Annotated in this window: 19 protein-coding genes and 4 pseudogenes; 13 read left to right on the top strand and 10 right to left on the bottom strand. The window is 69.8% G+C overall.

Features of this window, described 5'->3' with window-relative positions:
• Window positions 1-150: 150 nt before the first annotated feature.
• From ACFOY2_RS50120 to ACFOY2_RS50105, 4 genes and pseudogenes are all read left to right on the top strand, one after another.
• Window positions 151-342 (top strand): annotated as a pseudogene (locus tag ACFOY2_RS50120) (WYL domain-containing protein); the annotation flags it as partial.
• A 186-nt stretch (window positions 343-528) separates the two neighbouring features.
• Window positions 529-1494 (top strand): tyrosine-type recombinase/integrase, encoded by a 966-nt coding sequence (locus ACFOY2_RS50115; protein ID WP_379535257.1) that lies wholly within the window; start codon window positions 529-531, stop codon window positions 1492-1494.
• Between the two features lie 234 nt (window positions 1495-1728).
• A pseudogene (locus ACFOY2_RS50110) lies at window positions 1729-2670 on the top strand (tyrosine-type recombinase/integrase); the annotation flags it as partial.
• Between the two features lie 178 nt (window positions 2671-2848).
• A pseudogene (locus ACFOY2_RS50105) lies at window positions 2849-3160 on the top strand (mycothiol transferase); the annotation flags it as partial.
• A 10-nt stretch (window positions 3161-3170) separates the two neighbouring features.
• Here the strand turns inward: ACFOY2_RS50105 and ACFOY2_RS50100 are convergent.
• Complete coding sequence (locus ACFOY2_RS50100) at window positions 3171-3707, bottom strand: hypothetical protein (RefSeq protein ID WP_379535256.1); 537 nt, start codon at window positions 3705-3707, stop codon at window positions 3171-3173.
• Between the two features lie 153 nt (window positions 3708-3860).
• Between ACFOY2_RS50100 and ACFOY2_RS50095 the strand changes: the two genes are divergently transcribed.
• Window positions 3861-4070 carry a hypothetical protein gene (locus ACFOY2_RS50095; RefSeq protein WP_379535255.1) on the top strand — a complete coding sequence of 70 codons (210 nt, stop codon included), beginning with the start codon at window positions 3861-3863 and terminating at the stop codon, window positions 4068-4070.
• Here the strand turns inward: ACFOY2_RS50095 and ACFOY2_RS50090 are convergent.
• Together ACFOY2_RS50090 and ACFOY2_RS50085 are read right to left on the bottom strand one after the other, a co-directional pair.
• Window positions 4067-4705, bottom strand: a complete 639-nt coding sequence (locus ACFOY2_RS50090) for a response regulator (RefSeq protein WP_379535254.1) — start codon at window positions 4703-4705, stop codon at window positions 4067-4069. The two genes, ACFOY2_RS50095 and ACFOY2_RS50090, sit on opposite strands and share 4 nt — an antisense overlap.
• A 212-nt stretch (window positions 4706-4917) precedes the next feature.
• Window positions 4918-6045, bottom strand: a complete 1128-nt coding sequence (locus ACFOY2_RS50085; protein ID WP_379535253.1) for a sensor histidine kinase — start codon at window positions 6043-6045, stop codon at window positions 4918-4920.
• 166 nt (window positions 6046-6211) lie between these two features.
• On the opposite strand from ACFOY2_RS50085, the gene ACFOY2_RS50080 reads away from it, so the two are divergent.
• The 3 genes from ACFOY2_RS50080 to ACFOY2_RS50070 are packed head-to-tail and all read left to right on the top strand — an operon-like array spanning window position 6212 to window position 9449.
• Complete coding sequence (locus ACFOY2_RS50080) at window positions 6212-7681, top strand: alpha/beta fold hydrolase (RefSeq protein WP_379535252.1); 1470 nt, start codon at window positions 6212-6214, stop codon at window positions 7679-7681.
• Window positions 7678-8700 carry an ATP-binding cassette domain-containing protein gene (locus ACFOY2_RS50075; protein ID WP_379535251.1) on the top strand — a complete coding sequence of 341 codons (1023 nt, stop codon included), beginning with the start codon at window positions 7678-7680 and terminating at the stop codon, window positions 8698-8700. The genes ACFOY2_RS50080 and ACFOY2_RS50075 overlap by 4 nt, the downstream gene beginning before the upstream one ends.
• Entirely contained in the window at window positions 8697-9449 is a 753-nt protein-coding gene (locus ACFOY2_RS50070) for a hypothetical protein (protein WP_379535250.1), read from the top strand. The genes ACFOY2_RS50075 and ACFOY2_RS50070 overlap by 4 nt, the downstream gene beginning before the upstream one ends.
• Here ACFOY2_RS50070 and ACFOY2_RS50065 read toward each other — a convergent pair.
• The 4 genes from ACFOY2_RS50065 to ACFOY2_RS50050 form a co-directional block, all read right to left on the bottom strand.
• Window positions 9430-10338: a phosphotransferase family protein gene (locus ACFOY2_RS50065; protein ID WP_379535249.1), complete on the bottom strand. Its 909-nt coding sequence runs from the start codon at window positions 10336-10338 to the stop codon at window positions 9430-9432. The two genes, ACFOY2_RS50070 and ACFOY2_RS50065, sit on opposite strands and share 20 nt — an antisense overlap.
• 130 nt (window positions 10339-10468) lie before the next feature.
• A complete protein-coding gene (locus ACFOY2_RS50060; protein WP_379535248.1) occupies window positions 10469-11680 on the bottom strand; it encodes an MFS transporter in 1212 nt (403 codons plus the stop codon).
• A 145-nt stretch (window positions 11681-11825) separates the two neighbouring features.
• Window positions 11826-12710, bottom strand: a complete 885-nt coding sequence (locus ACFOY2_RS50055) for an SDR family oxidoreductase (RefSeq protein ID WP_379535247.1) — start codon at window positions 12708-12710, stop codon at window positions 11826-11828.
• 125 nt (window positions 12711-12835) lie between these two features.
• Entirely contained in the window at window positions 12836-13765 is a 930-nt protein-coding gene (locus ACFOY2_RS50050; RefSeq protein WP_379535246.1) for an NADP-dependent oxidoreductase, read from the bottom strand.
• A 95-nt stretch (window positions 13766-13860) separates the two neighbouring features.
• On the opposite strand from ACFOY2_RS50050, the gene ACFOY2_RS50045 reads away from it, so the two are divergent.
• The 4 genes from ACFOY2_RS50045 to ACFOY2_RS50030 all read left to right on the top strand — a co-directional run bounded on the left by ACFOY2_RS50045 (window position 13861) and on the right by ACFOY2_RS50030 (window position 19917).
• Window positions 13861-14553 carry a TetR/AcrR family transcriptional regulator gene (locus tag ACFOY2_RS50045; RefSeq protein WP_379535245.1) on the top strand — a complete coding sequence of 231 codons (693 nt, stop codon included), beginning with the start codon at window positions 13861-13863 and terminating at the stop codon, window positions 14551-14553.
• Window positions 14554-14672: 119 nt separating this feature from the next.
• On the top strand, window positions 14673-17678 hold the full coding sequence (locus tag ACFOY2_RS50040) for an AfsR/SARP family transcriptional regulator (RefSeq protein ID WP_379535244.1): 3006 nt from the start codon (window positions 14673-14675) through the stop codon (window positions 17676-17678).
• A 279-nt stretch (window positions 17679-17957) separates the two neighbouring features.
• Window positions 17958-19190 (top strand): MFS transporter, encoded by a 1233-nt coding sequence (locus ACFOY2_RS50035; protein WP_379535243.1) that lies wholly within the window; start codon window positions 17958-17960, stop codon window positions 19188-19190.
• Window positions 19177-19917, top strand: a complete 741-nt coding sequence (locus ACFOY2_RS50030) for a MerR family transcriptional regulator (RefSeq protein WP_379535242.1) — start codon at window positions 19177-19179, stop codon at window positions 19915-19917. The genes ACFOY2_RS50035 and ACFOY2_RS50030 overlap by 14 nt, the downstream gene beginning before the upstream one ends.
• Before the next feature lie 141 nt (window positions 19918-20058).
• Here ACFOY2_RS50030 and ACFOY2_RS50025 read toward each other — a convergent pair whose 3' ends face one another.
• On the bottom strand, window positions 20059-21549 hold the full coding sequence (locus tag ACFOY2_RS50025; protein WP_379535241.1) for a carboxylesterase/lipase family protein: 1491 nt from the start codon (window positions 21547-21549) through the stop codon (window positions 20059-20061).
• Between the two features lie 97 nt (window positions 21550-21646).
• Here ACFOY2_RS50025 and ACFOY2_RS50020 point away from each other — a divergent pair, with 97 nt between their 5' ends.
• On the top strand, window positions 21647-22285 hold the full coding sequence (locus tag ACFOY2_RS50020) for a TetR/AcrR family transcriptional regulator (protein WP_379535240.1): 639 nt from the start codon (window positions 21647-21649) through the stop codon (window positions 22283-22285).
• Window positions 22286-22407: 122 nt separating this feature from the next.
• On the opposite strand, the pseudogene ACFOY2_RS50015 reads toward ACFOY2_RS50020, so the two are convergent.
• A pseudogene (locus tag ACFOY2_RS50015) lies at window positions 22408-22578 on the bottom strand (SET domain-containing protein-lysine N-methyltransferase); the annotation flags it as partial.
• A 193-nt stretch (window positions 22579-22771) separates the two neighbouring features.
• Complete coding sequence (locus ACFOY2_RS50010; RefSeq protein ID WP_379535239.1) at window positions 22772-23998, bottom strand: MFS transporter; 1227 nt, start codon at window positions 23996-23998, stop codon at window positions 22772-22774.
• Window positions 23999-24272 lie beyond the last annotated feature (274 nt).

The following is a 24272-nucleotide window of genomic DNA, read 5'->3' as shown; positions in this document are numbered from 1 at the left end:
TGCGATCTCGTGATCTAGGCAATCCGATCATCGCAGGTCGGAGGCACCTTTCTCTATTAACGATCTTCAGGACGAAATTCCGGCCGAATTACCGAGGCCAACCTGACAGAGAGGCTGCAGCAGCGTCAAGACTGGACAGGCCCTGAGGACTTCGACTACCCGTCCGGGAACGAGGTACGACGGAGGCGGGTCGAGCCCTATCGCCTGGTCGCCTCCGACCGGCGCTGGTATCTACTTGCCCACGACCTCGAGCGCGACGACTGGCGCAGCTTCCGCGTCGACTGGATGACCGCAGTGTCCGCACGGACCTGGCGCTTCCGCCCACGCGCGGCGCCCGATGCGGAGGCTGCCGCCCGAAGGTACTCAGAAGCGGAGAGGGAGTTCTGAGCTATTTGTCGTCTGTGACACAGAACTTGCATTATCTGTCACACCAGCCTTCAGCGGATCACGTCTGCCCAGTTCGCCGTCCGCCGCCGCACCGCCGACTCGGCTAGATTATGTGTCACATCGCCTGCCCGGAGGACGCCCGTGTCCGTCGTGTGCTTCCCCGGCTCGTCGGCCCCGGCCGGCGGCCCCTCGCCCGCAACGCCGATGACGGCCGCGGTCGAGCGCTTCCTGGAGTCGGTGCAGGCGGCCACCACCCGCACCGGCTACGCCGAGACCCTCGCCCGCCTGACCGTCGTGGCCGGGCCGGAGTATCCGGTCGCCGCGCTGACGCCCAAGCAGTACGCCGCGGTGATGGACCGCTGGACGGCCGCGGCCGCCGCCACCTGGAACCGGCACCTGTCCGCGCTGGTCTCCTTCACCACCTGGGCCCAGCGCCAGGACCTGCTGGCCACCAACCCGGCCCGGCGGCTGGAGCGGCGCAGGAGCGCCCGGCGCGGTGACCGCGCCCTTCCGGCCGCCCGGCTGGACAAGCTGTTCACCGACCCCGCGCACGCTCTGCGGGAACGGGTGCTGTGGCGGCTCCTTTACGACACGGCCGCCCGCGCCGAGGAAATCCTCAGCCTCAACGTCGAGGACCTCGACCTGGAGTTCCTCCGCGCCCGGGTCGTCTCCAAGGGCGGCGCCATCGAATACGTGCACTGGGCCACCGCCACCGCCCGACTGCTGCCCCGCTTGCTGACCGGCCGCACTGCCGGGCCGGTGTTCCTGGCCGACCGACGCGCCCCCGCTTCCGGATCTCGCGCACCCGCGCGCGGTGACATCTGCCCGATCACCGGGCGGGGGCGGCTGTCTTATCCGCGCGCCGAGTACCTGTTCAAGACCGCCTCCGTCGACCTGGACCCGCACCGCCAGGGATGGACGTTGCACCAGCTTCGGCACAGCGCGTTGCAGCATCTCGCGCAGGCCGGACGGACCGCCCCGGAGTTGCAGGCCAAGAGCCGCCACCAGCACCTGGCCAGCCTCGGCCGCTACGTCCGCCTGGGGGAGGAGACCTCCGCGCGCATCACCGCCGAAGCCGACCCCGCCCAGCGCCGCCGTCTCCGCTGACCTCCACCCCCACGCGCTGAGCAAACGCGATCAGGAGGACTCGCGCACCAGCAGCACCTGATCATCGTCAGCGTCAGCCACGACGCGATACCCGGCCTTGCGCAGGTCGTCGGAGTGCCGGGCGAGCTCCTGCGCGGACGCCTCGGTTATCTTTGGTGACTCTCAGTCATGCGACAAGTACTTCAAGTAGTGTGAGCGGCTACTTGGCGCACAGTATCTGGGGGTCCGTACGGCATGTTGGGCAGGTCAGGTGGGCTGCCTCGGTACTTCCGGCCTGAACGAGCGGTGGCCGCCGATGAGTCGGTGTCGTGGGTGGTGGTCGACGAGGACCTTGAGTTGCATGTCGAGGCGTGCGCGTACCTGGCAGGGCTGCGCGGGGCGGGCCGGGCGTTCAACACGGAGAAGACCTACGCGGGCCGGATCGCCTTGTACTTGTCGTACTGCCGAGGTCATGGGCTGGACTGGGCCGGCCCGAGCCTTTCGCAGCTGATGGCGATGATGCGCTGGTTGGTGGAGGAGCCGATGCCGTCGCGATCACGCAAACCGGGCGCTGCGGTGCGATATCGCAGCGAGGGCACCGCGAACGCGATCATGGGGACCGTCGGGGAGTTCCTGTCGTGGTGCAGCCTGCAGGGCTGGGTGCCGCCGACGGTGGTCAACACGCTCACTCAGCCGAAGTTCCTGCGCTACCTGCCGGCGGGGTTCGATCCGAGCGAGGACGGTCAGCACCGCACGATCATGGCCCGCGCGATCAAGTACAGGGTCGCGATCCCGGGCTATGAGTGGCTGACGGATGAGGAGATTGACGTGCTGCTCGGTCTGGCCCGGCACGACCGCGACAGGTTCCTCATTCAGCTTCTTTCGCAGACCGGCATGCGGATTGGTGAAGCGCTCGGGCTGCGCAGACAGGACATGCATCTGCTGCCCGATTCTCGGGTGCTGGGCTGCCGGCACGAGGGGCCGCATGTTCATGTCCGGCGGCGGGTCAACGCCAACGGCGCGTTCGCCAAGACCCGGCAGCCCCGGGCGATCCCGGTGGACGAGGTCACGATCGAGCTCTATGCGCACTACCAGTTCGAGCGGGCCGAGATCGTCGAGGACGCCGGGGACATGGTGTTCGTGAACCTGTTCCACGTGCCGCTGGGCAAGGCCATGTCGTACGGGACGGCCTATGAGCTGTTCTGCCGCCTGGCCAAGCAGGCCGGATTCCGGGCCAGACCGCACATGCTCCGCCACCCGACGACCCCTCGGACACGCTTCAGTCCCGCCCTCTCCGCACGCCCCGGCCGCGGAGCCGACGCCAGGCAGCTCCGCCAGCTGAGCCCACCGGCGCAGCCTGACAGAATCGTGACCCATGATCGACGATTTCGCGAAAGACAACCTGCACGGGAGACTGCGGCGGGACCGCAAGGCGCTGCTCTGGAAACTCGACGGCTTGTCCGAATACGACGCCCGCCGACCTTTGACAGCGACCGGGACCAACCTCCTCGGTCTGGTCAAACACGTGGCCAGCGTCGAGGCCAGGTACTTCGGCGAGGTCTTCGACCGCCCTTCCCCGGAACCGCTGCCCCGGTGGCAGGACTCCAACGGCAGCGATCTGTGGGCGACCGCGGACGAGACCCGCGATCAGATCATCGGATTCTATCGGCGCACGTGGGAACACTCGGACGCGACGATCAACGAGCTTCCTCTCGACACCCCCGGCCACGTGCCGTGCAGCTCGCCAGCTCCTGCCGCCATCCGGCAAACAACCGGCTCACCTGCTCAGCGGTGGGCGGGATGCGCAGCTTGCCCAGCGGGCCGCCGCGCGGCCGATTCATCTCATCGATCGGGCACTCGACGACGCGCCCGGTCATCTGGTGGATCTCGACCTTGTGACGCAGCTCCAGGAACAGGAAGAACGTCTTGATCGCCTGCGCTCGGGCCAGCCGGGTGCCCTTCGCGGTGGAGCGCAGCACCTTGCCGAAGTACGCATCGGCGTCGGCGGGCTCCATCTCCCACAGCGGTCGGCCGAACCAGGCCCGCACCTGCTCGAGATGCACTACGTCGGAGGAGATGGTCCCGTCCGACAGCCCCGCCACCGCCCGGGCCAGCACGAACCCGGCCAGCATGTCGGTCTCCAGCGCCTCCAGGTCCTCTGCGGTGGCCGGGGCACGCGCCACCCGCAGATCCTTCACCACCGCCAGCGCCAACTCCGGCCACCTCGCCTTCACTTTCACAGCAAGACGAACGACCAGGACGATAGACCTTCAGGATTTCCGAAATCTCATCAACGCTAGAAGAAGCCGGAGCCCCAGCAGAGAAGCCCAGGTCCTGCGGCTAGAGAGGCCGAAGAAGCCCGAAGGAACTCAAGGGTTATTAGTTAGATGGAGGTGATGCGCCGGCTGCCGGGCAAGGGCTGGGAGATCAGCGCCGAGGATGTCGCACAGCTGTCGCCCTGCCGACTGCGCACATCAGCCGGCCCTATGCGCCCCGGGATGGTCCTTCAGCCACGCGGCCAGGTCATCGGCGATCCGGCCGTCCCGCAGATCGACAGGACGGTGGGTGGCTCGCGGTTCCGGCGCGTGGTCGGCTAACGCGGCGTGACCAGGCGGGCCTCGTAGGCGGCGATGACGAGCTGGGCACGGTCGCGGGCGTTGAGCTTGGCCAGCAGACGGCCGATATGCGTCTTCACGGTCCCAGGACTCACCTGGAGCTGCACACTGAGCTCGGCGTTGGACAGCCCGTGGGCGACGAGGGTGAGCACCTCGCGCTCCCGGTCCGTCAACGTGTCGAGCCCGTGAAAGGGCTGCTGGACCGGCCGCCGTACGAACTCCGCGATCAGTCGGGTGGTGACGGTCGGCGCGAGCAGCGTCTCACCCGACGCCACCATCCGGATCCCCTTCAGGAGGTCGTCCGGAGGCGCGTCCTTGAGCAGGAACCCGCTGGCGCCTGCGCGCAGCGCAGAATAGACGTACTCATCGAGGTCGAACGTGGTCAGGATGAGCACCCGAGTGTCCCTGGCGATCTGCCCGGTCGCGGTGATGCCGTCCATCTCGGGCATTCTGACGTCCATGAGCACCACGTCGGGTGCCTCCGTACGTGCCAGCGCCACCGCCTCCCGCCCGTCGCCCGCCTCCCCGACCACGGTGAGGTCGTTCTCCGAGTCGATCAGCAGGCGGAAGCTGCCGCGCAGGAGCGCCTGATCGTCGGCGATGAGCACCCGAATCACGTGCCTCCCCCTGCCGCACCCACCTCGGCCAGGCCTGGCCCTGTCCGGACTCGCGGACTCCGCTTCCTCCGGCTCACGCGTGTGATTCTCGTCATCACATCCATCATGACCGATTCACGCCTATGCTTTCTCGGAGCGCAGGGGCCCGCCGTTCGCCCGCGCTTCGCCGACACCTCTCCCTTCGTCGAGAGGGGGTGGAACTCCCAGGCGGGTCAGGGGATCTCCCATGACGCGTGCACGCCGAACCCCCTTCCCGGAAGTGGGCCGGCCTCGAAGGTGCCGCCGTACAGCAGGGCCCGTTCGCGCATTCCGGCCAGCCCGTGCCCACCCGGCCGCCCCGGCAGCACCCTCTGCCCAGGCCCGTCGTCGACCACGGAGATCCGCAACCTCCCATCGGCGACCGACACGCTGGCCTGGCAGTGGGCGGGAGCGGCGTGCTTGACGACGTTGGTGATCGCCTCCTGGACGATGCGGTAAACGGCCAGCGCCATGCTGTCGGGCACGGCTCCGTTCACCGTCAGATCGACTTGCACGCCGGCCTGCGCCGCGTGGTGCGCCAGGGACGGCAGGTCGGCGAGCCGGGGGAGCGGCGTACTGTCGGGTGACCTGCCGGGTGCGCGCAGCGCCCCGAGAAACTGGCGCATCTCCGCGAGCGAGCCGCGCCCGATCTCCTCGATGGCCCGCAACGCCTTGCGCCCTTCCTCCGGATGCTTGTCCAGGACCTTGGCCGCCACCCCCGCCTTGACGGTGATCAAGCTCATCGAATGGGCGACGACGTCGTGCAACTCGCGCGCGATCCGCAGGCGTTCATCGGCCGCCGCCTGCTCGGCCTGCCTCCTGGCCTCGCGGGCGGCGAACTCGCGGCGGGTGCGCGCCGCCGTGCCGAGACTCCAGCTCGCTCCGACGGCCAGCCAGACCATACCGAGGATGAAGACGGGGTCGGGCCAGCCGTTCGAATATTGTGGTCGGCCCGACATCGAGACCAGCAGCGAGCCTCCGTTGACGAGCAGGCCCGACACCAGGGCGATCGCCGATCGCCACACCGGCCGGCCGGTCGCCACCGGGTAGATGGCCAGGGCCGCCACGGCCGTCGGCATCAGCCAGTTGCCCTGCAGCGCGAGCACGGCAAGGCCGATCAGGAGCGCACCATAATAGGCGGGTTCCGGCCATAGCCGCCGCACCGCCACGGGCACCGCGAGCAGCCAGCACAGCGCCGTCGTCAGGGCGTTCGTGGTCAGCTCCGGCGGGCTCCCCGTGGCCGCCACCGCGAGCAGCATCGCGACCACGGCGTCGGCCAGGATGAGCAGCCAGGGCGGAGGCCGTCGGGCGAGCAGGTTCACAACCCGACGTTATCGAGGAACGAGCGGGGGCGAATCGGAGCACGGGCCGTCAGACCAGGGTCGTACTCCGCCCACGCGCGTCCGTACCGTATGACCCTGGTCCGATCCCAAAGATCGGATCCGGCTCCGATGTGCGGACCCGCCGCCGTACAGCATCGTTGCCGCCATGAACCGACGCAGACTCATCGCCCTGTGCCTGGCGGCCTGTCTCGCCGTGCCGCCCAGCGGTATCGCGCTGGCCTCGGCGCAGGCCCACGGCCTCGTGTGGAAGGACTGTGGTGACGGCCTGCGATGCGCCCAGCTGGTCGTTCCCGTGAACTGGGCCGATCCTGGCGGGCCCAGAACCTCGGTACACGTGGCCAAACTGCCCGCGACGGGCAAGAGCATCGGGCCGCTGATCGTCAACTTCGGAGGGCCCGGCACCAGCACGTCGATGCTCAGGCGGAAAAGCCAGCCCGATGCTCCGCCGGAGCTGCCGAACCTGCTTGACGAGTTGCAGAAGAGCTTCGACGTCATCGCCATCGATCCGCGCGGCCTGTCGGAGCCCGCGAGTCGCAAGAGAGTGGGCTGCGCGGAGCCCGGGGCCTCCATCTTCGGACTGCTCCTGGCCAGGACGAAGCAGGACTGGGACGCCCACGCCGCCAAGAACGCCGCCCATCAGGCGAGCTGTCGCATCATGGCCAAATCGGCCTGGCGCGGGATGACGGCATGGAACGTGGCGCACGACATCGACGCCCTGCGCGCCGCACTCGGCCAGGACAAACTCATTTACGCGGGCAACTCGTACGGGACCGTCTACGCCCAGGCATACCTGGAGCTGTTCCCGCAGCGGGTCGGCCGGATGTACTTCGACGGCACCGCCGATCACACCCAGCAGGACTTCGAGCCCTGGTTGCGCAACTACGCGCTCACGCAGGAGCGCCATCTCACCCGCTTCCGCGACTGGTGTGCCCGCCGAACCGACTGCGCCCTGCGCGGCACGGACGCCGGCGAGGCGTGGGACGAGCTCGTTGCCAGAGTGCGCCGCGCGCCGCTGCCGGCGTCGGCCGGACGGACGGTGCATGAGGGGCAGCTGTACGCCGGCGCGGTCAAAGGCATGAATCCGGCGCTCTGGCCCCAGCTCGCCACGGCCATCCGCAAGGCCCTCGACGGCGATGCCGGCGACTTCCTGGAGGAGGAACTGCTCCCGGATGAGGGCCGCACGTCCGTGAGCGACGACTCCTTGTGCAACGACTTCATGCCGAAGCTGCCGACGTACGAAGAGTTCCAGGGCATCGAGGCCAGACTCCGTGAGATCGCGCCGAGGTTCGGCTGGCTCGAGGGACGCTTCGAGCTCGGTCGGTGCTGGGGCCGCCGCGGGGGCGCGTCCTGGGCGCCGCACCCACTGCGCGTGAAGCAGGCCCCGCCGATCCTCTTCGCGATCGGAGAGCTCGACAACAACACCAATTATCGCGGGCAGGCGCACGTAGCCGAGCAGATCCCGTCCGCGCGCGTCCTGTGGCACGGCGACGGCCACGCGTCGTGGGCGAGAAACACCTGCCTGCGGCGGCACGTCAACGCCTACCTGACCACGGGGGAGTTGCCCGCGCCCGGTACACGCTGCCCGGCCGAGATTATCCAGAAGGTGGGGAAATGATCGAGGTCACAGACCTGACGAAGCTGTACGGCTCCACGCGCGCGGTGTCCGGGCTCACGTTCGACGCCAAACCCGGACAGGTCACCGGCTTCCTCGGGCAGAACGGCGCCGGCAAGTCCACCACCATGCGCATCATCCTCGGCCTCCACACGCCCACGTCGGGCAAGGCATTGATCAACGGCCTCCGCAAACACGACCTGCGCGACCCCATGCGCCAGGTCGGCGCCATGCTCGACGCGGCCGAGGTACAGGGCGGGCGCAGCGCGTTCGCTCACCTGCAGGCGCTGGCGTATGCGGGCGGGATCGGGCGCCGCAGGGTCGTGGAGCTGCTGGAGGAGGTCGGCCTGGCCGGGGCGGCACGCAGGCGGATCGCCGGATTCTCCCAGGGGATGCGCCAACGCCTCGGCATCGCGGCGGCACTGCTCGGCGACCCGGGCGTGCTCATCCTCGACGAGCCGGCCAACGGCCTCGACCCCGACGGCATCCGCTGGCTCAGGACACTGCTCAGATCCCTGGCGGCCGAGGGGCGCACCGTCCTGCTGTCGAGCCACCTCATGACCGAGATGTCCCTCACCGCCGACCGGCTCATCATCATCGGCCAGGGCCGGCTGATCGAGGACGCCTCGATGGCGGACCTGCTGGCCCGTTTCCAGAGCGGCGTACTGGTCCGATCATCCCATGCGGCCCGCCTGTCCAAGGCACTCGAAGCGGCCGGAGCAACCATACGCCCCGCCCACGACCCCGACGCCGGTGAGGAACCAGTGCTCGCAGGCGCTGGAGCAACCGTCCACCCGGCCCAGGACACCGGCCTGGGCCAGGAGCCGGCGCCCGGTTGGCCCGCAGCGGCTGAAGCCAATGCGCGCCCCGTGCGGGACCCCGGCACCGGAGCGCAATTGCTGGTGACCGGCCTGACCGCAGCCGCCATCGGCGACATCGCCCTGGCGAACGGCTGTGCCGTTCACGAGCTGATGTCGCGCCGGACCTCACTGGAGGAGGCCTTCATGGAGATCACCCAATGATGAACGTCGTCGCATCGGAATGGCTCAAGCTACGCTCACTCCGAGCCACCTACTACGTCCTGGCCTCCACGCTCTCGGCCCTTATGTTCACCGGCTTCGCCGCCTACTCGATCTCGCACTACTTCGACACCAACGGCCCCGGCGGCGACCCCGTCGGCACAGGTCTCAGCCTCAGCGCCGACATTCCCCCTGTGCTGTTCGGCATGCTGGGCATGTTCGCCATCTCCGGCGAGTACACCACCGGCATGATCAGACTCACCCTGACCACGATCCGGAGCCGGTGGACACTCCTTCTGGCCAAGGCCGCCGTAGTGGCCGCCGTGGCCGCTGTCGCGGGCCAAGTGCTGGCGTTCGCCACCTACTTCACCGCACAGGCCGTGGTGGCCGGACGTCCGATCGGCGCCTCGTTCGCCGAACATGCGGCCCTGGCCGAGGTTCTGACCACCGGCGCCGGTTGCGCCGTCGCCGGGGTGATGGGGCTGGGCCTGGCCACGGTCCTGCGTTCGACACCGGGAACGCTCATCGCGCTGGTCGTCCTCCCGCTGTCCCCGACCGTGCTCGAGCGCTTCCTCCCAGCGCCGTGGAACGACTGGATCAGCTCCCTGACGATTCCGTCGCTGGCCAGGCAACTGGCCGCCGTACCCGACGCCGGAACCTTCGGTCCCTCAACGGCCGCCGTCATCCTGGTGACTTACGTTGTGGTGTCCCTCCTGCTGGCAACCCTGGCAATCAACCACCGCGACGCCTGACCGGACCCCTACGGGGAGCAGCGCTCCTGGCCGCTGTGCTCCGGGAACGAGCATCGCGGGTGCCGGAGCGGATCTCATGGCGTTGGTCGACGGTCTGCAGGTGCAGCGGCTCCTCGACCCGACCGGCGTGAGCATGGGTGCCCGCTTCCGGCAGCGGCTCAGCGAGATGCTCATGGTCAAGGTGCCCTGACTGGCTGCGCGGCGGCTCGCGCCCCTCGGGTCCCGGGTTTGCCGAACCTCCATAGAAGGCCGGCGGCGGCCACGACCGAGATCGCTTCACCGATCGGCAGGCTGATCCAGATTCCAGTGGGCCCGCGCGTCCCGAGTGCCAGGACGAGCGGCGCCTCTCGTCGTAGTCCCAGCCGATGTCGACCTGGACGTGGGTGCCATCGATGAGCGTGTCCTCGATCATCGTGGTGAACGCTTCTCGCCATGTTGCCGATCCCGGGCCCTCCAGCGGCCCGAAGTGCGGCCCCACGATGGAGTTCAGCTCCCGGTTGAGTGCGCCGAGTTGTCGTCCGCCCGCGGTGATGACCTCGGCCGTCAGGCGACCATCTGCCGCCGCGAGGCCGAAGTTGTCGGCATCGACGTACTCCATGAAGAAGTAGTCCGCATCGATCAGCTCCCGCGACAGGTCTGCGTGATCGACCCGCGGCACCGGAACCCTGGTGCGATCCCGGACCAGCGCCATCGCGGCAAGCTCGTTGCGCATCATGTTTCGCTCACGGGTCAGCACCGCCACATACTCAGGAGGGGCGATTTTCAGCACCACCTGCTGCCCGTCACGAAGCCGAATGCGATACACCACGTTGAACCAGCCGTGCGTGATTTCCTCGGCGAAGTCGTCGCCGTCGGGCACCTGGGCGGTCCCGTAGGCTCGCTCGATCATCGCCCGCAGCGTCTTGAGCGGCTACCGGTTCTTCGTCATGCTCTCCATCGCGACTCCCGTCCGACCGCCGTTGCGGTGCCTCAGCTCGATTGTCTGCCGAGCAAACCGTGGATTTGCCGCGCGCCCCGTTTCAGCCCGCAGTGTGGTTGACGAGGACACGGGCGAGGACGACGGTGACGGCGCCGGCCAGGACGACCGACAGCAGCCCGACGCGCAGGCTGATGAGGTCGGCGACGAATCCGACCAGGAGCGGCGACAACAGGAATCCGCCGCGCAGCAGCCAGCTGACGATGGTCAGGCCGGTGCCGGAGGGCAGGCCGGGCAACTCGTCGGCGGTGTGCATGGCGGCTGGGACGAGCGTGGCGAAGCCGAGCCCGGCCAGGGCGAAGCCGGCCAGCGCGGCCCCGACGGACGGGACGGCCAGGGCGGCGCCCATGCCGGCGGCGGCCAGGATCCCTCCGGCACGGGCCACCATGCGCTGACCGAAACGGTCCACCACGCGGTCGCCGCTGAGGCGGCCGACGGTCATGGCGGCCTGGAACGCCACGACGGCCAGGCCCGCGGTGGCGGCATCGGCGTGCAGGCCGCTGAGATAGAGGGCGCCCCAGGACGCGCCGGCGTCCTCGACCAGCGCGCCGCAGGCGGCCAGCACGCCGAGTGCGGCGAGCATCCGCACAGCCGAGCCGGTGAACGAGCGCCACTGTCCGCGAGCCGGTGGTAGGTCCGCTGCGGCGACGTCCTGGGCTTCGGCGGGGCGCTCGGCGTCTTCGGGGCCGGGGAGCAGGAACCGGTAGGCGACCAGGGCGACGACGCTGAACAGCGTCGCGGAGATGCCGAGATGGGCCGCGAGGGGCAGGCGGAGGCCGGCGGCGGCCGAGCCCATCAGGCCGCCCAGGACCGCTCCGACGCTCCACACGCCATGCAGCGAATTGAGGATGGAGCGCCGGTAGAGCCGTTGGACGCGCAGGCCGTGGGCGTTCTGCGCGACGTCGACGACGGCGTCGAGGGCGCCCACGACGAACAGCGCGCCGCCGAAGGCGACCCAGTGTGGCGCGAGAGGGATGAACAGCGTCGCGGCAGTGGTCACCACGATCCCCAACGCTGCTACGCGCGCGGAGCCGAACCGGCGGATGGCGGCGCCGGCGAGCAGCCCGGCCAGCAGCGCGCCGATCGGGTACCCGGCCAGCGCGGTGCCGAAGACGGCGTTGTTCACGCCGAGATCGGCCTTGATCTGCGGGTAGCGCGGGACGACGTTGAAGAACACGGCACCGTTGGTGAGAAACAGCGCGGCGACGGCGGCGCGGGCCTGACGGGTGGGTGCGGCGAGGGGGACGGCGTGCATCGGCTTTCCGATCAGTGCGGGACAGGGCGAGAGGATCAGCGCAGGTACAGGTGGACGGCGTGGCGGATCTGCTCGGGCGTCCTCGGGTGGTCCCTCGGCAGGGCGCTGCGATGAGCGCGTCGAGCTCCCAGGCGGTGGCGCTGACCTAAGCGGTTTGGTGCGCGGTGGCGACTGCCCTCTCGCGCCAGGTGTCGATGTCCGACATGAGGGTGCGCTGATGCTGCTCGATTTCCTCGATGCAGTCCCCGCCGACAGCAAGGTGTAGGGGTGGGTGCTCTGCGGCGGCGACCTCGACGAGAAGACGTCCCAGGGCCGCCGGATCGCCGACCTGCTGGTGATTGGCCTGCTCGGCGAAGGATCGCATCCCTGTACGGGAGGGCTGGTAATCGTCCAGTTCCTGAGCAGGGCCGGCTTGCACGGAGGAAACGTCGAGGAAGTCGGTGCGAAAGTAGCCCGGCGCGACGTTGGTCGCCTTGATGCCAAACGGGTGCAGCTCAAACGCCAGCGACTCGGTGAATCCCGTGACGGCGAACTTGGTGGCGGAGTACATGCCGGCGCCGCCCACGTAGCCTGCGGCGGAGGAGATGTTGAAGATGTGTCCTGACCGCTGCTGTCGCATGATCGGGAGCACGGCCCGGGTCACGCGCATGAGCCCGAAGACGTTCGTCTCGAACAGTTCGCGCACCTGTGCCTCGTCCGTCTCCTCGAAGTGGATCAACATGCCGCGGCCCGCGTTGTTGACCAGGACGTCGATACGTCCGTAACGCTCCATAACCGACTCGACCAGCGAGGAGTAGGCCCGCTCGCCGGGTGTCGTGACGTCGAGCGGCAGCACCAGCAGGCGGTCGCTGAACTGTGGATCGGTGTTGTCGAGCATGCCGCTGCGGGTCGTCGCCACGACCGAATGTCCGGCCGCGAGTGCAGCGTCCGCGATGGCGCGGCCCAGCCCACGGGAGGCGCCGGTGATGAGCCAAACCTGTGACATGAGGAGTCCTCTCCAGTCTGTTGAGTTGTTCTTCGCGTAGGTCACGTGCTGTTGAACGCGCGTTTAGTGACGTCGAAGCCGCGGGAGCCGAAGGTACGGGCGATGGCCGGGCCCATACCGGGGCCGACTCCGGCGATGGCGATGCTGGGCACATCTGGGAAAGGGGTGGATCAGGCGACGGTGAGCGCGATCTTGCCGAGCGTGCCGGCGCCGAACGCGGCGAACGCCTCGCCGGCCTGCTCCAGGTCGTGGACGGAGCTCACCGACACCTTCAGGGTGCCGGCGGCGACTTGTCCGGCGAGCGTGGACAGGGTGTCGGCAGTCGGGTTGGACTGGATCATGGCGGTTTGGAGTTCGCGTCCCTCCGGGGTTTCGGGGACGGCCAGGGCGGAGGCGACGGCGGCGTGCGCCAGGGCGGTCAGCTCGGCCAGGTCACCCGCCAGATGCAGCACCGCGTCGACCCCCGCTGGGGCGAGGGCCTGAACCTGCGCGGTCACGTCGTGTGTGTAGTCGACGAGGAGCACTTCGGCCTCGGTCAGCGCCGAGACGAAGTCGGCTTCGGGGCCCGGCTTGGCAGTGGCGATCACGCGCGCACCGCGGGCCGCGGCCAGTTGCACCGCCAGGGTGCCCACACCTCCGGTGGCGCCTGAGATCAGCACCGTCTTACCCTCGATCGGGCCGAGCGTGGCCAGACCGTCGAAGGCGGCGGTGCCCGCCAGCCCGAGCGCCCCCGCGTCGCGCACCGAGACTCCCTCCGGCCGGTGGGCGAGGCCGATGGCGGCGGGAACGGTGACGTACTGCGCCATCGATCCGGTGCCGAGGTGCGGCTTGGTCACCACGCCGAACACGGCGTCGCCGACCGCGAAGCCCTCGACACCGTCACCGACTGTCTCAACGGTGCCGGCGAAGTCCTTGCCCGGGATCAGCGGGAAGCGGTGCTCCATCATGCCCTGCAGGTATCCGGCCACAGTGCCCAGGTCGAATCCGTTCACCGAGGACGCGGCCACCTTGACCAGCACCTCGCCGGTCTCCGGGCGCGGCGTCTCCACCTCGGTCACCTCAGGGGTCCCGGGCACCTGCGTCAGCGTGACAGCACGCATCAAACTCCTCCGATCGATCTGGAAAGGCCTATCCGATTCGCCGGCCAGCATACAGCCAAATCGGATAGGCCTTTCCAATTCGGTAGGGTGAACCCATGAACCCAGGCGATCCGCAAGCCGACGACACCACCCCACCGCTGCGCAGCGACGCCGAACGCAACCGCGAACGCATCCTGGCCGCCGCCCGCAGCGTGTTCGCCCGCGACGGCCTGGGCGCCTCCATGGCCTCGGTCGCACGCGAAGCAGGCGTCGGCATCGCCACCCTGTTCCGCCGCTTTCCCGCCAAGGAAGACCTGGTCGCCGCCGTCTTCGCCGACCGCATGGACGCCTACGTCGAGGCCGTCGCCACCGCCCTGGCCGACTGCGACCCCTGGCACGGCTTCACCGGCTACCTCCACACGGTGTGCGCCATGCAAGCCGCCGACCGCGGCTTCGCCGACGTGCTGACCATGACCTTCCCCACCGCCAAGACCCTGGAGGGCCGCCGCAGCCAGGCCTACGACGGCGTGGTGAGCCTCATCGACCGCGCCAAAGCCGCAGGCCACCTGCGCGACGACTTCACCCCGCAAGACGTGGCCCTGCTGCTCATGGCCACCGCCGGCGTCATCACCGCCACCGCCGCCGACGCCCCCGACGCCTGGCGCCGCATTCTCGCCCTGATGATCCAGTCCTTTCAGACCCCGGTCCGCGGCCCGCTCCCTGCCCCGCCCGCGCACGCCGCCCTGTACCGGGCCATGATCAACCTCGGACGCGCAGACTCCCCTTCCCGCGGATCGGCCGGAAGCTGAGCTCGGTCGAGCCCCTCACAAACGCTCGTTGAGAAGGACGAATGTGGCATCGAGGCATGCTGTGGTCGCAGGTGGCGGTGCGCTGATGATGGCGGTTTGACGCATTATGCTCGGACGCGATGGACATCCGCGTGCTCGGCCCCGTCGAGGTGTTCGAAGGCGGTGCACGAATTCCGATCGAGGGGGCACAGCAGCAGTGCGTCCTCGGCCTGCTGGCGGCCCACCCCGGCGCCTTCGTCCCGGTGGACCGGCTGATCGAGGCGCTGTGGGAGAAGGATCCGCCCAAAACCGCCAAGACCATCGTCCAGCTCAAGGTGTCGCAGCTACGCAAGATGCTCGGCGAGCGTATCGCCAGCACGACGGCCGGCTACTCGCTGGCCGTGCCCGACGAGGAGGTGGACCTGCGCCGCTTCCGCCTCCTGGTCGCCGAGGGGCGCGCGGCAGGGCGGCCCGATCTCGCGGCGGCCGCTTGGGAGCGGGCGCTGGAGCAGTGGCGGGGGCAGCCGCTGCAGGGCATCGGCAGCGACTGGGTCGAGCAGCGCGTCCGCGTCCCGCTGCAGCGCGAGTTGTGGGATCTGCTGGAGGACCACGCCGCCGCCCTGATCGATGCGGGCCGCCACCGTGAGGTGCCCGCGCTGCTGCAGGAACTCAGGGACGACGAGCCGCTCAGGGAGACCCCGCACGCGCTGGCCATGACAGCGCTGTGGCACGACGGGCGCACGGCGGAGGCGCTGGAGTTGTTCCACGACGTGCAGCGGCTGCTGGCGGGGGAGCTGGGCGTCGATCCCGGCCCTCGCCTGCGTGACCTGCACCAGCGCATCCTCGAAGGCCACCGGCCCATGGTGCCGCGCCAGCTCCCCAGAGACGTGGCCGCCTTCGTCGGCCGGCGCGCCGAAGCAGAACGCCTGCGGGAGTTGCTGCGCGGTGGCCGGGTCGCCGTCGTGACCGGGGCGGCGGGCATCGGCAAGTCCGCGCTGGCCGTGCACGTCGGGCACCAGGTCGCCGCGGACTTCCCCGACGGTCAGCTCCACCTGAACCTGGGCGGCCAGGGCGAACCGCTGCCGCCGGAGCGCGTGCTGCCGCGCCTGCTCGAAGCGCTCGGCGTGCCCCCGCCCAGGGGGTCGGCCGAGCAGTTCGACCTCTACCGCTCGACGCTGGCCACCCGGCGCGTGCTCGTCGTGCTCGACAACGCCGCCCACGTGGAGCAGGTGCGCCCCCTGCTGCCCGGCGGCTCCTCCTGCGCCGTCATCGTGACCAGCCGCGACGCGCTGCGCGGCCTGGTCCTGCAGGGGGCGCAGAACATACGGCTGGGCGCGTTCAGCCCTGACGAGTCCCGCGACCTGCTGGCAGACCTCGTGGGCCGCGACCCGGTCGGCGCCGACCCGAAGGCCGCCGCCGAGCTGGCCGAGCTGTGCGGCCACCTGCCGCTGGCCCTGGCCATCGCCGGCGCGAACCTCAGCGGCCGGGCCAGCCTGCGCGACTACATCGAGGAGTTGCACGCCGACCGCTGGAACACGCTGGCGGCCGAGGGCGACGCGCAGGCCACCGTGGCCACGGCGTTCGCCAGTTCGTACGCGGCGCTCCCGCCGGACGCCCAGGTGCTGTTCCGGCGATTCGGGCTGGTGCCGGGGTGCGACTTCACGGCGAGCTCGGCCGCCCGGTTGGCCGAAACCGACCTGGGTACGGCCAGGAGGCTACTGGCCAGGCTCGCCTCGGCCCACCTCGTCGAGGAGCACGCGCCGGGCCGCTACCTGCTGCACGACCTGGTCTCCCTCTACGCCCGCGAGCACTGCGTCGCCGGGGACGACGACCCCGCCGGGCTGCACGCGTACTATCTGCACACCGCCCGCGCCGCCGCGTCGCTGTTCGCGCCGTCCATCGATCTGCTCCCGCTGACCGAGGAGGACCCGCCGCCCGACGCGGAGGAGTTCGCCGACGCCCAGGCCGCGCACGCCTGGTTCAGGATCGAGCAGCACAACCTGCTCGCCGTGATCGACCACGCCCGCGGCAGGCTGCTGTGGCGGCTGGTGGAGACCCTGCGCACCTTCATGTACGACGGCTACCAGCCGAACGTCGTCATCGAGGTCGCCGCCCGCGCCCTGGCCGCGGCCGAGCGCTCGGGCGACCGCGCCGGCCAGGCCGGCATGCACCACACGCTGGCCAACGCGAGGCTCATGCTGAACGAGCCCCGTCCCGCCATCCACCACTGCCGGATCTCCTCCCGCCTCTACGACAAGATCGGCTGGAAGACCGGCACGCTGCTGGCGCTGAGCAACCTGGTCATCGCCACCACCAGCCTCGGCAACCTCCACGAGAGCCTGGCCTACCACGATCGCATCATCCAGTTGTGGGAGGAGTTCGAGCCGCGCGCCACGACGAAGCTGGCCATGGCGCTGGAGAACTACGCGATGACCCTCCTGTGGGCCGGCCGCCCCCGCGAGGCGCTGGAGCGGCAGTTCCGCTCGATCCGCGTCCGGCAGTCGCTGCCCGAGTCGCCCGGCGGGCAGGCCAGGGCCTACACCATCGTCGGCGACATCCACCTGGCGCTGGGCGACATCGGTGCCGCCATGGACGCCTTCGACCGGGGGCTGACGGGGGTGAGCGGCGGCTCCCAGCTCGCCCGCACGCTGGCCAGCGCGGCCATGGCCTGGCATCGCAGGGGCGACACCGTGCGCGCCGCCGACACCGCCCGACGCGCCGTCCATGCGGCCGACGAGAATCGGGGCCCGAGCAGCGGGTACGACGAGGCCAGCGGCACGCTCGCCCGCGTGGACGACTCACTCGGCCTCGGCGAACGCGTCAAGCTGCTGGAGGATGTGCTCGCCGCCTACCGCGACAGGGCCTACCCCTTCCTGAACACCCGGGCCCGCGTGTGGCTGGCGGAGGTGCTGCTGGAGGGCGGGCGTCCGGAGGAGGCCGCCGACCACGCGCGCCAGGCCCGTGACGCAGCCGTCCGGTACGGCATGCGGCAGCTCGAAGGCCAGGCGCTCACCGTGCTGGCCGGGGCGGGCCCGGACCGGGTCGACGACGCCCGCAGGGCCGTCAAGCTGCATCGTGAGTCCGGGCACCGGCTGGACGAGGCGGCGGCGCAGGCCGCACTCGATCGGCTCCTCGACCAGACCTGAGCCACCCGTGACACGCACGCTCACGCCGTCCGCCGTGGGGGCGCACGAAAAGGGTGGGGTGCTTGACCGATCCCGGGCCGGTACAGCGTCGCAGGTAAGGCTCGCGATATCGGACCGCACGAAAAGCGCGCATTCGGGCAAGCCCGCGTACGAACCTGACTGAGTTGCGCCGGTGGAAACCGTCGAAGGGTGCTGGATCTGGGTGTCGCTCCCACAAGCGAGGTTCGCGGTCGTGACCACCCTTGACCCCGACGTAACGTCCGGGTCTTTCCTGGTCGCATGTCCCTCAAACAGTATCTGGCCGTCTTCTCCTATCTCGCGTCGCATCTGCTGAGCCTGCTCGGCAACGGCATCGCGGCGGTGGCACTGCCGCTGATCGTGCTGCAGACGACCGGTAGCCCGTTGGGCACGGCGGCGCTGGCGGCCGCGACGGCGGTCCCGGCCGTGCTGGTCGGACTGCTCAGCGGGGTGGTGATCGACCGGATCAACCGGCGGACGGCCTCGGTGGTCTCCGACGTTGTCTCCGCTGTCTCGGTCGCCGCGCTGCCGCTGGTCGATCTGTTGTGGGGCCTGGACCTGGTGTGGTTCATCGTGCTGGGCATCCTGGGCTCGTTCGGGGACGTGCCAGGGACGACGGCCCGTGAGGTGCTGGCCCCGACGGTGGCTCGGCACGCTGGGCTCGACCTGACGCGGGTGGTCGGTCTGCGCCAGACCCTGACCTCTGCCGCCCTGGTGATCGGCCCGGCGGCGGCCGGCGTGCTGCTCGCCGCCTTCGACGCCACTTCCGTATTGTGGGTCACTGCGGCAACCTCGGCGGTCGCGGCGCTGCTGACGCGAACGCTGCCGCGCCGGCTTGGTGAGGTCGAGGCCAACGGGTCGCCTCGCCGGTCGATCCTGCGTGAACTCGGAGAAGGCATGGCGGTGGTGGTGCGCAGCCGGTTCCTGCTCGGCACGTCGGGCCTGGTCATCGGCCTGGCCGTGGCGCTCGGCGGGTTGCAGGGCCTGGTGATGCCGCTGTACTTCGACCTCATCGCCCGCCCCGACCTGCTCGGCCTCGTCCTCACCGCGCTGGCCGTCGGGATGCTGGGCGGTGCGGCGCTCTACAGCGGCTTCGGCCGACGACTCTCATCGCGAGCATGGTTGTCGGCCGGGTTCGTCATGACCACCGCGGGATTCCTGCTGATGGCCTCCCTGCTTGCCCCGGCCGTGGTGTTCGCCGGCGCCGCGGCGCTCGGGCTGGGCAACGCCGTGGTCGGAGCAGTCATCGGGGTGTTGCAGATCGAACGGACCACCGACGCGGTACGCGGGCGGGTGCTCAGCGTGAATACCGCCTTGCTGACGATCGCCGCACCGGTGGGGATCGGTCTGGCCGGGGTGACGGCGGAGTACGGGGCCCCGGTCCTGGCCGGGTTCAGCGTCGCCGGAGTGTGGATCCTCGCGCTGCTGACCGTGATCATCTCGCGCGCCCTGCGCGACCTGGAGTCGAAGGAGCCGGCCGATGCTCAGCGGTGAGCTCGCCGAACTGGCCGGCGTCACCGTCCGCACGTTGCGCCACTACCACCAGATCGGGCTGCTGCCCGAGCCACCGCGCTCGGCCGGGGGCTACCGGCACTACGACGTGGGCCACCTCGTCCGGCTCCTGCGCATCACGCGGATGACCGCACTCGGCCTACCGCTGTCCGCACTACCTGCGGTGCTGGACGATCCGGCGGCCGCAGAGGAACTGCTCGATGAGCTCGATCGCCAGGCCGCCGCCGAGATCGAACGGCTCGTCGCCCGCCGGGCCAGCATCGCCGCGCTGCGCCGCAGCGGCGCCCCGCCCGACCTGCCACCGGAGCTTTCGGCATGGCGTTCTGCCCCCGCGTCGGAGATGCCGGCGGACATGGCCCGTTACGAGCACGAACAGCTGATCCTGCTCGCACACCTGCTCGGCAAGGACGGCCCAGCAGGATTCGCCGCCCTGTTCGGCGAGGCGAACGACGGCATGGCCGCATCCGCACCGCTGACGGCGCGCTTCTACGCCCTCGCGCCCGACACCCCGGACGAGGAGGTCGCATCGCTGATCGACGAGCTGGTCGCGCACATCGAGCCGGTGATGGCGCCACTGGCCCGTCTGTTCCCGCTCGACGCGCAGGCCTCAGCGCTGATGGACGAACTGAACGAGCAGACTCTCAGGCCCGTGCAACGCCGCGTTCTGCTCCGGGTCCAGCAGCGGTTGGCCCGGCCCGACGGGGCCTGATCTGGCGACCGGCCGCCTGACCACGGCCGCGGAGAACCCCGGAGACGTCCTTTCCTGGCTGCGCGCCCCCGACCGGTTGCTGGTCTTCACCATGGAGGAGGGGGGTGACCATGTGCTGGCCGACCTGCGGTTGTCTGCGCCCTACGAGAGATCGAAGGGGGCGGGGGAGTGGCCTTCCCAGATCCGGCGGGAGGCCTGTTCGGGGTAGGGCAGAGTCTCCGACTCGACGTCCAGGACGCGGGTGAGCTGCTGGTCGGGGCGGTAGGTGGCCCATCCCGCGTCGCCGGTGGTGACGAAGCGGACCCATGCCTGCCTGAGTTCGTTGGCGAGCGCGACGGCCTCGGGAGTGGGATCGTCGCCGATGAGCTGCACGCCGACGGGGCTGTCCAGTGTGCCGAACGCCAGGGGGATGTCGAGGCTGTGGCAGGCGCCCAGGGCACCGCCGAGGACCGGGGTGGTCCAGCGCAGTTCGAACAGGTACGAGGTGCCGCCGGCCGCGACGTTCGCCTCGGCCAGCTTCTGTGACGGCATGCGGAAGAGGGCGTCGGAGTACACCGTTTCCACCAGCTCCTCCGGGCCGGCCTGCGGAAACGCGGCACGGTACGCCTCCGCGCCGTGCGGCTGGGGGGCGAGCAGTTCCAGGGCTGTTCGGGCGTCCTGCTCGGTGAAGGTGCCCTGCCGTCCGCTCATGACGCTGAACAGCCGGAACTCGTCCCGGGTGTGGCCGACGAGCAGTTCGGTCCCGCTCGCGCGCCCGCCGGCCAGCGCGGGCCAGGGCGTTTCTGGGAGGACCTCGCCGTCGACGACGGGGCACAGGGCGGTGCCGCTCTCCGTGAGCCGTCCCCAGCTCTCCCGGTGTGCATGGAGGCCGGCGTTGAAGGAGGTGAGCTCTGCGGCCAGGTGCCAGGGATCGATGTCGCGCAAGGCCGCAGCGGTGGGGGCTGCGCCGAGCCGGTCCGCGAGCGCGGCGGTGACCTGCCGTGCCAGCGCGGGGGTGCTGTGCAGCCCCGGCACCGAGTGGGCAATGGCCCGCCGGAACAGGCCGCGCGCCGGCTTCATCGTCAGGAGAGCGGCGACCGACCCTGCTCCGGCAGACACTCCGGCCACGGTGACCTGGGCTGGGTCGCCTCCGAAGGCGGCGATGTTCCGCTGCACCCACTCCAGCGCCGCGATCTGGTCGAGGAATCCGCGGTTGGGCGGCGCGTCGTCGAGGAACGCGAAACCCTCCGCGCCCACGCGGCAGTTGATGGTCACCACGACGAGTCCCGCCTCGGCCAGCGCTGCCGGGTCGAACATCGGGTCGCTCGACGCCGCCGAGATGTAGCCGCCTACGGGGATCCACACCAGCACCGGCAGTCCTGCCGCGCCCGGATCCGGAGTGCCGACGTTGAGCGTCAGCCAGTCCGTGCCCTGCGGCGGACCCACGTCGACCGGCAGGGACAGCGGTACCACGGGGCCGAACTCCGCCGCCTGCCTCGTCCCCTCCCAGCGGTGCGGCGGGGCGGGCGCTGCGAAGCGGAGCGCTCCCACCGGGGGCTGGGCATAGGGGATGCCGCGGAACACCGCGTGCCCCTGCCGCCGGCGCCCCTGCACCACGCCTTCCGTGGTCCGCACCCTTGGCTGTTCAGGCATGACGTTTCCTTCCTCGAGGTGGTTCCCAGGATTATCGGTCAACTGTATTATGTCAACTGTATGGGAAAGGCTCCGAGGGACGAGGGAGAGGCCGGCGATGCCGAAACAGGTGGATCACCGCGGACGCCGCGAAGCGATCGCCCGCGCGCTGTGGCGGGTGGTGGAGCAACGCGGCGTCGCACATCTGACCATGCGCGTGGTGGCGCAGGAGGCGGGCATCTCCCTCGGGCAGTTGCAGCACTATTTCGCCTCCCGGGCCGCCATGCTCTCCTTCGCCATGGACTTCGCGTCAGAGCAGACCTCACTGCGCGTCGGCCAGGGCCTCGAGAAGCTCGGGGACCGTCCGCACCCCCGTGACGTGCTGCGACTGACGCTCGCGGAAATGCTCCCCCTGCATGCCGACGCCCGCGCGACCAGCCGGATGAGCGCCGCCTACGTCCTGGAGGCGCTGCACGACGAGGCCGTCCACGAGCAGGCGCGTCGTGGCCTCGTCGAAGGACGGGCCCTCGTCGAGCAGTTGGTCCGCCAGGCGGTCGCCGACGGGCACATCGACTCTGACCGCGACCCGGCGACCGAGACCAACCTGCTCCTCGCCCTCACCGGCCTCACCCCCCTGATCGAACTGGAGGTGATCGAGCCCCGGGACGCGCTCACCGCGATCGATCTGCATCTGGACAGGCTGTTCAGCGGGAACGAGATGCGGTCGAGTAGCGGTGGGCTCCAGTGGGTGCCATAGGTGGACTGGAGCTGGGGCAGTTGCCAATCGGTGCCGGTCACGGTGCGGCGGCAGCGGGGCTTGCCGCAGCGGCAGGCCATCGTCCATGTTTCAACGCCGGTGTGCGTGGCGTAGTCGATGGTCAGTTCGTCGCCGGGGCCGATGTCGTGTCGTGCGATCACGGTGGTCGCGTCGCGGTGCCAGAGGTTGGGCTCGCAGGAGTGGTTGCCGTAACGAACGGGATGGGCGGGATCGAGGAGCAGGTGAAGACCCTCCTCGACGGTCAGGCGGCGTGAGGGCGGCCAGGGTCTCATCGTTGATCGGCTGTCCGCCGAGCCGCATGACGACCTCGTCCTGGCGGATCTGTCCGATGGCGAACAGGCCGTTGCCGTGGATCGGCGAAGGGCCGGCCTTGACGCTTGGTGTGAGCCAGCATTCAGTTGCGTAGGCCGCGCTCATCGTGGATGTTCTCCTTTCGGTCGTGTGCGGTCAGGGCCGCTGAAAGCATCAGTCGTCGTGGGCGATGAGCAGGAGCTGCCGCCACAGCAGCACGACGAACACCGCGGAACCGGCGAAGGCGAACCAGAAGGGCGCCGCGACACCGAAGTGGGTGGCCAGGATGCCGCCGATCAACGAGCCGACCACCAGGCCGGCGTAGGCGCAGATGGTGTTGACGCTGCCCACCCGGCCCTGGAGTTCGCGCGGGACCGCGCGCTGGCGGACGGTGCCCGAGGTCGTGCCCCAGATGAAGGCGTGCGCACCGAAGACCAGGAAGATGCCCCCGGCGACCCACGGCGAATGGGTAAGGGCCAGGCCCAGGTGGGTGAGCGTTTCGATGATGAGTCCGATCCGCATCAGGGCGCCGAGGTTCACTCTGCGGGTGATGGCCCCGTACAGGCCGGTGCCGATCAAGCCGCCGATCCCGCCGATCGTGGTCATCAGGCCGAAGCCTATGGCGCCGAGGCCGAGCTGCTCCTGGGTGTAGAGGACGAGAACCGACCAGGCCGCGCCGAACGTGAAGTTGAAGATCAGGATGGTGAGCGCCAGCGTGCGGATCGCCGCGTGCCGGATGGTCCAGGTGAACCCGTCGATGAGTTCCCGAACGGTGTTGGGCACGGGACCGTCGGCCTGTCGGCCGTGCGGAGGCAACGTGATCCGGGAGACCAGGACGATCCCCGCCAGCACCAGGAGCAGCTGGCTCGCGAATGGCCACGTCAGGCCCAGGCCGAACAGCGCCGCGCCGATCGGCGGACCGGCGAGCTGATTGAGCGTGATGAAACCCGTGCCCAGACGGGCGTTGGCGATGATGAGATCGTCCCTGCTGACCATCATGGGCGTCAGCGTTGAAGTCGCGTTGTCGGCGAACACTTCGGCGATGGACCGGAGCGTGAGCGCCACCAGCGCCGCCGCCACGGTCACGGTGCCGGTCACCATGAGTGCGACGAGCGCCGCCAGCACCACGGCCCGCACCGCGTTCGCGACGAGCACGATCCTGCGCCGGTTGTACCGATCCGACAGCACGCCCGCATACAGGCCGAACAGTAGCGGTGGGGCCCAGCTCACCAGGGCGGATAACGAAATCATCAGCGGGTCGCGGGTCAATGTCGCGATCAGCAGCGGGCCTGCGGCGGCCGCGATCCCGTCACCGAGATTTGTCAGCCAGCTCGAGGCCAGCAACCACCGAAATCCCGTCCCCAGCCGGGCAGGCAGAACTCGCTCCAGCACTGCGATCACGAGCGCAAAACCTTACGTTTTGAGGGGATCCAAAGCAACGCGTTTTTGTCGCGAGGAGGGGCCCTGCGGCTCCCTCTCTGGCGTCCTCCGCGGCGGACGCAGGCGCCCACTCGTGCTTCCTCTCAAGTGCTGGTGGCGACTTCGGCTGGAAGAGTGGCGAGGATTCCGCCGGTGATGAAAGTGACGAGGCGCTCACAGTCTGCAGTGCTGGAACGGCTTTCCGTGTCCGGCTCCTCGCTGGCTATCAAGGGATAACCCCATGGTGGACGTTCCA

It is taken from the genome of Nonomuraea purpurea (assembly GCF_042650645.1).
In the GTDB taxonomy this organism is placed as follows: domain Bacteria; phylum Actinomycetota; class Actinomycetes; order Streptosporangiales; family Streptosporangiaceae; genus Nonomuraea; species Nonomuraea purpurea.
This window is presented reverse-complemented; position numbering and strand designations above follow the sequence as displayed.

Excerpts from the sequence above, each read along its gene's own strand:
- ACFOY2_RS50095 (WP_379535255.1), top strand. The coding sequence starts at position 3,861 with ATGGAGGTGATGCGCCGGCTGCCGGGCAAGGGCTGGGAGATCAGCGCC.
- ACFOY2_RS50080 (WP_379535252.1), top strand. The coding sequence starts at position 6,212 with ATGAACCGACGCAGACTCATCGCCCTGTGCCTGGCGGCCTGTCTCGCC.
- ACFOY2_RS50075 (WP_379535251.1), top strand. The coding sequence starts at position 7,678 with ATGATCGAGGTCACAGACCTGACGAAGCTGTACGGCTCCACGCGCGCG.
- ACFOY2_RS50070 (WP_379535250.1), top strand. The coding sequence starts at position 8,697 with ATGATGAACGTCGTCGCATCGGAATGGCTCAAGCTACGCTCACTCCGA.
- ACFOY2_RS50065 (WP_379535249.1), bottom strand. The coding sequence starts at position 10,338 with ATGATCGAGCGAGCCTACGGGACCGCCCAGGTGCCCGACGGCGACGAC.
- ACFOY2_RS50060 (WP_379535248.1), bottom strand. The coding sequence starts at position 11,680 with ATGCACGCCGTCCCCCTCGCCGCACCCACCCGTCAGGCCCGCGCCGCC.
- ACFOY2_RS50050 (WP_379535246.1), bottom strand. The coding sequence starts at position 13,765 with ATGCGTGCTGTCACGCTGACGCAGGTGCCCGGGACCCCTGAGGTGACC.
- ACFOY2_RS50045 (WP_379535245.1), top strand. The coding sequence starts at position 13,861 with ATGAACCCAGGCGATCCGCAAGCCGACGACACCACCCCACCGCTGCGC.
- ACFOY2_RS50040 (WP_379535244.1), top strand. The coding sequence starts at position 14,673 with ATGGACATCCGCGTGCTCGGCCCCGTCGAGGTGTTCGAAGGCGGTGCA.
- ACFOY2_RS50035 (WP_379535243.1), top strand. The coding sequence starts at position 17,958 with ATGTCCCTCAAACAGTATCTGGCCGTCTTCTCCTATCTCGCGTCGCAT.
- ACFOY2_RS50030 (WP_379535242.1), top strand. The coding sequence starts at position 19,177 with ATGCTCAGCGGTGAGCTCGCCGAACTGGCCGGCGTCACCGTCCGCACG.
- ACFOY2_RS50025 (WP_379535241.1), bottom strand. The coding sequence starts at position 21,549 with ATGCCTGAACAGCCAAGGGTGCGGACCACGGAAGGCGTGGTGCAGGGG.
- ACFOY2_RS50020 (WP_379535240.1), top strand. The coding sequence starts at position 21,647 with ATGCCGAAACAGGTGGATCACCGCGGACGCCGCGAAGCGATCGCCCGC.